Source organism: Hyphomonas sp., assembly GCF_041689225.1.
In the GTDB taxonomy this organism is placed as follows: domain Bacteria; phylum Pseudomonadota; class Alphaproteobacteria; order Caulobacterales; family Hyphomonadaceae; genus Hyphomonas.
In genome coordinates, this window is record NZ_JBDNGN010000144.1 from 1 (window position 1) to 6,342 (window position 6,342).

Sequence of the window (6,342 nt, forward strand, 5' to 3'; positions counted from 1 at the left end):
CGCAATGGAATACTCCCCGCGCAGGCCCTCCAAAATAATACGGATCTTCTCCTCAGCAGAAAACTTCCGCCGGGTCTGCCGCTTGATCTCTTTAACGTGTCGCTCAGCCGATCCTTCGGCCTTTGATTTCTGCCTCAGGGTAGCTGACGGGGAACAATCATGCGTGCGCTTGCTCGCATCGAGCGCGACCAGCAGGCGCATATGGAAATGACCGACCTCATCGCCTGGTATGAACTCCTGTTCTCCCCACCGATGACCGACGAGCAGATCAATGCTGCGATCGCAGACACGAAGAAGCGCCACGCACAGTTCCGCAAGGCTGTGGAGAAGCGGTTGGGGTCCGGGTGCAGACTACTCGGCGAGGCGCTGGCGGATGCGGTGTTCAGTGAGGATGATTTTGTGTCGATGCAGGATACGCGGCAGTGAACCCCAGCGACACCCATCCTGGTCCTGTCGACCCTGACCAGCTCTTCACCCCGGAAGAAGCCGCAGCCCTGCTCAACGTGAAACCTCAGACACTCGCGAAATGGCGGATGGGAGGACGAGGCCTTGGCCCACATTTCGTGAAAGTCGGCAGCGCGATCAGATATCGCCGCGCCACGCTGGTGTCATTCATTGAAGGCGACACATTCACGAACACTGCCGAAGCCAGATCAGGCCTGCGCGAACGCTAATTTCTGTGGGCAATGTGTGGGCACGTCGAAATTCAAAAAAGTAGAATTGTCGCTAAAGCCTTGTTTCCTTTGGTGCACCCGGAGCGATTCGAACGCCCGACCCCCAGATTCGTAGTCTGGTGCTCTATCCAGCTGAGCTACGGGTGCCTACCCAACGAAGGCGGACACATACAGGCAGGCTTCCGCCCTTGCAAGCCTGTCTGACACGGGTTTTCGGGGAAAACTGCTCTCAGGGCGGCGGGGCTGTGGCCTCAGCGTCGACCGTGCCGCGAATCCAGCCCGTGAAGGCGGCGACTCGCGTATAGATTCCGGGGCTTTCGGCCCGGCCACAGCCAACGCCCCAGCTGACGATTCCAACCTGGACAGGCTGGCCGGTGCTGCCATAGCGGACCAGTGGACCGCCGCTGTCGCCCTGGCAGGAATCGATGAAACCGTCTCCGGCGCAAATTTGGGTGCCGGGATCAATTGCAACGTCGCAATAGGCGTCTGCAAAGCCGCAATCGCTGATCAGGTGGGCGATCTAGGTCTTGCAGACGGCGCCAGTCACGGCGCGCACCCGGCCTTCCTGCAAGCGCATCCGGGGCGCGCTGAGATGGCGACCGGTGCGGCTGACGGCGCGTTCGCCGGGGCCGTCTTCTTCGGTGTTGCCATAGCCGGCGACATAGCAAGCATCATCGTCGTCGCCTGCATCCGGCACGGCCTGAAGCGCGGCGACGGGGCCGGCCCATTTCCCGACGATGCGCAGGAGGGCGATATCGTTGCCGGCCTCGGGGCGGCCGGACTGATAATCGGGATAGACGACGATCAGGCTGACCGGGAAGACCGAACCGGCCGCCATGCGGCGCAGGTCGCCATTACCGATGACAAGGATGATGGGCCCGAACCGGACAAGGTTGCCGTCGGCGTCGGGCACGTATTGCCCCTCGCCGCCTCGACGCAATGGGCGGCGGTCAGGGCCCAGGTGTCGCTGATCATCGTGGCGCCGCACTCATGATAGAGCCCGCTACCCTGTATCGACTGCAGGGAGGCGATGCCGGTGGTGGCGGATATCCAGTCGGCATAGGCCGAGACGCGCATGTAGATGCCGGGGCTTTCGGCCCGGCCGCAGCCGAGCCCCCAGCTCACCACACCGACCTGAACCGGCACGGCGTCTGTGCCGCGCTGGACCAGCGGACCGCCGCTGTCGCCCTGGCAGGAATCCGAATAGCCGGTGCCGGCGCAGAGTTGCAGTTCGGGCGAGACGGTGACGCCGGCATAGTCTGCGCCATAGCTGTATTCCGCGATCAGGCCTTCGATCTGGGTCTTGCAGGTCTCAGGCGAGACCGGGGGCACGAAACCCTCCTGCAGGACCATCATCGGGGCGCTGAGATGGCGGCCGGTGCGGCTGAAGGCTTCTTGTTCGGCGGCGTTCTCGCCGGACTTGCCATAGCCGGCAACGACGAGGTCGGACCAGGGCTCGGCCATGCTGCTGACATCGCCTGTCAGGCCGTCGAGCCGGGAGACGGGGCCGGTCCAGCGGCCATCTATGTTGAGGAGGGCGAGATCATGGCCGCGTTCGGCCTTGCCGCGCCTGTAACCGGGATGGACGGTGATGCCCTTGACCAGGAAGACGGTGCCCTTCTGGACGCGGCGCAGGTCCCCTGCCCCGACGGTGACGGTGATCGGGCCGAAGCGGACAAGATTGCCGTTTTGATCGGGCACGTACTGGATGGCGCGGCGGCCGTTTTCGATGCGGGCCGTCTCGACGCAATGGGCGGCTGTCAGGGCCCAACTTTCGCCAATCATCGTGGCTCCGCACTCATGATAGATGTCACGACCCTGGACGGACTGCATCGAGGCCATGCCGGGCCAGTCGGCGGGGTCTGCATCTCGTCCGGCCACGACACAGGCCGAGGCGAGGGCGAGTGTGCCGAGCGCAAGGCTCCATTTGGCGATCGGTTTCATGACGTCCCTCCCTTGGTCTTGCAAGCAGTATACACACCCCTTGCGACAGCGCGCGCCAAAGTGCTGGCTGCGAGTTCGCCGATGCGGGCGACGGAGGCGGGGGCCGGATCCGGCAAGGCGCGTTTGCCGGTCGACAGGACAAAGACCGCATCGCCGTCAAACGGCGCAAAGACGGGCCTTATGGCGCGCGAGAAGCCGGACAGGGCCATCTGGGCGACGCGCTTGGCCTGGTCGGGCGTCAGGATGGCGTCAGTAGCAATGCAGGCAATGGTCGTGTTCTGGCCGAGGCCGGGATTCATTTTCGCGGCGCCCCAGTCTTCCGGGTCCATGGCGAAATCGGCTGGCGGGCGGGCGCCGCCGAATTCGCCGCCGATCTCATAGGGCCAGGCCCAGAAAGCGTCGGTGCCGGGCATGTAGACCGAGCCATAGCAATTGACCGCCGCGAGGGCGCCAATTGTGATCTTGTCCTGGGTCACGATACTAGCCGAGCCTGTGCCGCCGAGATGAGCCCCTGCGGCGGCGCCAAAGCCCGCCCCGGCCCGGCCCAAGGTGAACGTGCCGGAGACCGCGTCATAGGCCTTGCGGCCAAGCGCGGCATAGGGCGAGACGTCGCCCCAGTCCTTGTTGCCGCCATTGGCGAGGTCATACAGGATGGCCGCAGGCACGATGGGTGATTTCGGCACGCTGGGCAGGTCGATCAGGCTGAAGCCGCGCCCGGCCTTCTTGAGGCCCGCTGCCACGCCGTCGGCGGCTGCGAGGCCGAACGCGCTACCCCCGGCAAGGACAATCGCGTCCACGGCATCGACCAGCGTGCCGCCGGCCAACAGGTCTGTCTCGCGCGTTCCGGGACCGCCGCCGGCGACGCACACTGCCGCCACGACGGGCTGGTCTGGAAGAATCACCGTGGCGCCTGTGCGCACGGATACATCTTCTGCCTGCCCGACCCTGATGCCCGGGACGTCCGTTATCAGGTTCTTCGCACCACGTTTGGCCATCATGTCTGCCTTTGTCTTTTCATTCCTGCACCCATCTCATAAGGTCAGCCGGACACCGCGCCAAGCAAAGGGTTTTTCATGTTTCGCCTTTCCCCCACTTCCGCCCGTTCCGTGGCGCTGCCATTCCTCGCCCTTGTTGGCTTCGCGCTGGCCGCCTGCGCGCCGGCCAAAGACAATGTGACATCCACGGAGGATGCCGCCCGCGAGGCGGCTGAGACAGCCGAAACACTGAGCCCGCCACTGGGCGACCTGAGCTGGACCAAGGGCGCGATGGTTGCGGCGGCCAATCCGCTAGCGGTCGATGCCGGGCTGGAAGTGATGCGCAATGGCGGCAACGCGATTGATGCCGCGATAGCCGTCCATGCCGTGCTGGGCCTCGTCGAACCGGAAAGCTCCGGCCTCGGGGGCGGCGCGTTCATGGTCTATTATGACCGCGCCAAGGACGAGATCACCGTGTTCGATGGCCGCGAAGTCGCGCCGGCCGCCGTCACAGCCGACTATTTCGTCAAGGACGGTGAAGTGATGGGCTTCATCGAGGCCTGGCAGTCGGGCCACTCTGTCGGCGTGCCGGGCCAGGTCGCACTCTACAAGGCAGCGCATGACGCCGCCGGCACCGGCGATTGGGCCGCGAATTTCGCACCTGCCATCAAGCTCGCGGAAGACGGCTTCAATGTCGGGCAGAAGCTGCATGAGGCACTCGCATCCGAGCGGTTGCGCAGTTTCATCAATCTTGACGACAACCCGGTCACAGCCGCCTATTTCTATCCGGACGGCACCCCCCTGCCGGTGGGATACCTACGCAAGAATCCGGACTATGCCACCACGCTGAAGGCGATTGCCGCTGAGGGTCCGAGCGCCTTCTACAAAGGTGAGATCGCAGACGGAATCGTCGCGGCGACCAATGCCGAGCCGTATGGCGGCGTGATGACGCTGAAAGACCTCTCGGACTACACGGTGAAGACACGGCCTGCTGTCTGCGGCACGCTGCCGACCGGCTACAAGATCTGCTCGGCGCCGCCGCCCAGCTCCGGCGGGATCGCACAGAACGAAATCATGGGCCTTTATGACCAGATGAAGCCCGGCCCCAACATGCGTGTCAGCGAAGACTATTTCCTCAGGATATTCGTCGACGCCCAGCGCCTCGCCTATGCCGACCGCGACTATTATGTCGCCGATGCCGACAAGGTGACCGTGCCGACCGCCGACCTGATCAATCCGGACTACCTGAAAGTGCGCGCGACCCAGGCCTTTGCCCCGGACGGCCATGCGACGCCGGGTGATCCGGGCGTTGCCCTTGGCCGCGATCCGATGATCGGCATGTGGGGCCAGGACAAGACCGAGCACGCGCCGGGCACGACGCATATCTCGATCGTGGATACTGACGGCAATGCCGTGTCGATGACAGCGACCGTGGAGGCCGCCTTTGGCTCATCGCGCATGACGCACGGCTTCCTGCTGAACAACCAGCTGACCGACTTCTCGCGCGCACCGACCGCGGGCGGCCAGCCAGTGGCGAACGCCCCTGCCGCCGGCAAGCGTCCGCGCAGCTCGATGTCGCCGACAATCGTGTTCGATAAAGGCGGCGACCTGTTCATGGTGACCGGTTCGCCGGGCGGCAATTCGATCATCGCCTATGTCGCCAAGACGCTTGTCGGTGTTCTCGAATGGGGCCTGACGGCGCAGGAATCTGTCGACCTGCCGAATATCATCGCGCGCGGTGATACGGTGGGCGTCGAGGTCGACCGGGCCGGTGGACCAGAGAAGGCCGAGACGCTGCGCCAGATGGGCTACACGGTCGAAGAGCGCACCGGCGAGAATTCCGGGCTGCACGTGATCGTGGTGCGCGACAATGGCCTTGAAGGCGCTGCCGACCCGCGCCGGGAAGGCGTGGCGAAGAAGCTGGAATAGAGAGCGATCAACCGCCCCGCAAGCGCTCGCCCTTCGACTTCGCTCAGGGTGAGCGCTCCGGACACAGCGTGACAGGTTAGACGATGGCCAAGCTCTATTTCTCCTATGCCGCGATGAATGCCGGCAAGTCGACGATCCTCTTGCAGGCGGCGCACAATTACCGTGAGCGCGGCATGGATGTGCTGTTGCTAACCTCGGCGCTTTATCGCGAGGATAGCGACGGGCATATTTGCTCGCGCATCGGGATCAGTTCCGAGGCGACGCTCTATTCCGACACGGTCGACCTGTTCGCCCTTGTGCAGGACGTGATGGCCAAGGGGCGGCTCGACGCAATCTTTGTCGACGAGGCGCAATTCCTGACCAAGGAACAGGTCTGGCAACTGGCGCGGGTGACGGACTACCTGCACGTGCCGGTGCTGGCTTATGGATTGCGCACCGATTTCCAAGGCGAGCTGTTCGAGGGATCGTCAGCGCTGCTGGCAATTGCCGACAATCTGCGCGAGATCCGGACGATCTGCGAATGCGGCAGCAAGGCGACCATGGTCGTGCGCCTCGGCCCGGACGGCAAGGCGCTGACGGAGGGCGATCAGGTCTCGATCGAGAAAACGACGTACCTGTCACTCTGCCGGCGCCACTGGGAAGAGCGCATGGGCCGCTTCCCAGTGGGCTGAGGCGGGCATTCTAGAGCGGTTCTGTCTTTGACAGAATCGGACGGATTCCCAGACACTTCGAACTCTGATTCAGTTTCCGGACTGGAAGAGGAGGTTTATCACCATGGGCAAGTACTATTCCGTTGATCTTCGCGAACGTGCCGTGGCGGC

Annotated in this window: 8 protein-coding genes, 1 tRNA gene and 1 pseudogene; 4 read left to right on the forward strand and 6 right to left on the reverse strand. The window is 64.0% G+C overall.

Features of this window, described 5'->3' with window-relative positions; genetic code table 11:
* Nucleotides 1–138: pseudogene (locus ACESNB_RS14210) on the reverse strand (IS3 family transposase); the annotation flags it as partial.
* A gap of 69 nt (nt 139–207) precedes the next feature.
* Here ACESNB_RS14210 and ACESNB_RS14215 point away from each other — a divergent pair.
* Complete coding sequence (locus tag ACESNB_RS14215; protein ID WP_373008431.1) at nt 208–426, forward strand: hypothetical protein; 219 nt, start codon at nt 208–210, stop codon at nt 424–426.
* Nucleotides 423–674 carry a helix-turn-helix domain-containing protein gene (locus ACESNB_RS14220; protein ID WP_373008433.1) on the forward strand — a complete coding sequence of 84 codons (252 nt, stop codon included), beginning with the start codon at nt 423–425 and terminating at the stop codon, nt 672–674. The genes ACESNB_RS14215 and ACESNB_RS14220 overlap by 4 nt, the downstream gene beginning before the upstream one ends.
* 70 nt (nt 675–744) lie before the next feature.
* Here ACESNB_RS14220 and ACESNB_RS14225 read toward each other — a convergent pair.
* The 5 genes from ACESNB_RS14225 to ACESNB_RS14245 all read right to left on the reverse strand — a co-directional run bounded on the left by ACESNB_RS14225 (nt 745) and on the right by ACESNB_RS14245 (nt 3,613).
* Nucleotides 745–821 (reverse strand) — tRNA-Arg (locus ACESNB_RS14225).
* 82 nt (nt 822–903) lie between these two features.
* A complete protein-coding gene (locus tag ACESNB_RS14230; RefSeq protein WP_373008443.1) occupies nt 904–1,194 on the reverse strand; it encodes a trypsin-like serine protease in 291 nt (96 codons plus the stop codon).
* A complete protein-coding gene (locus ACESNB_RS14235) occupies nt 1,195–1,512 on the reverse strand; it encodes a trypsin-like serine protease (protein ID WP_373008435.1) in 318 nt (105 codons plus the stop codon). It lies immediately after the preceding gene.
* A complete protein-coding gene (locus tag ACESNB_RS14240; RefSeq protein WP_373008437.1) occupies nt 1,479–2,618 on the reverse strand; it encodes a trypsin-like serine protease in 1,140 nt (379 codons plus the stop codon). The genes ACESNB_RS14235 and ACESNB_RS14240 overlap by 34 nt, the downstream gene beginning before the upstream one ends.
* Nucleotides 2,615–3,613: a P1 family peptidase gene (locus ACESNB_RS14245; RefSeq protein WP_373008445.1), complete on the reverse strand. Its 999-nt coding sequence runs from the start codon at nt 3,611–3,613 to the stop codon at nt 2,615–2,617. The genes ACESNB_RS14240 and ACESNB_RS14245 overlap by 4 nt, the downstream gene beginning before the upstream one ends.
* A gap of 78 nt (nt 3,614–3,691) precedes the next feature.
* Between ACESNB_RS14245 and ggt the strand changes: the two genes are divergently transcribed.
* Complete coding sequence (gene ggt, locus ACESNB_RS14250; protein WP_373008439.1) at nt 3,692–5,521, forward strand: gamma-glutamyltransferase; 1,830 nt, start codon at nt 3,692–3,694, stop codon at nt 5,519–5,521.
* Between the two features lie 83 nt (nt 5,522–5,604).
* Nucleotides 5,605–6,192 carry a thymidine kinase gene (locus tag ACESNB_RS14255; protein ID WP_373008441.1) on the forward strand — a complete coding sequence of 196 codons (588 nt, stop codon included), beginning with the start codon at nt 5,605–5,607 and terminating at the stop codon, nt 6,190–6,192.
* Nucleotides 6,193–6,342 lie beyond the last annotated feature (150 nt).

Coding starts and splice junctions, on each gene's coding strand:
- ACESNB_RS14215 (WP_373008431.1), top strand. CDS start 208: ATGACCGACCTCATCGCCTGGTATGAACTCCTGTTCTCCCCACCGATG.
- ACESNB_RS14235 (WP_373008435.1), bottom strand. CDS start 1,512: ATGGCGGCCGGTTCGGTCTTCCCGGTCAGCCTGATCGTCGTCTATCCC.
- ACESNB_RS14240 (WP_373008437.1), bottom strand. CDS start 2,618: ATGAAACCGATCGCCAAATGGAGCCTTGCGCTCGGCACACTCGCCCTC.
- ACESNB_RS14245 (WP_373008445.1), bottom strand. CDS start 3,613: ATGGCCAAACGTGGTGCGAAGAACCTGATAACGGACGTCCCGGGCATC.
- ggt (WP_373008439.1), top strand. CDS start 3,692: ATGTTTCGCCTTTCCCCCACTTCCGCCCGTTCCGTGGCGCTGCCATTC.
- ACESNB_RS14255 (WP_373008441.1), top strand. CDS start 5,605: ATGGCCAAGCTCTATTTCTCCTATGCCGCGATGAATGCCGGCAAGTCG.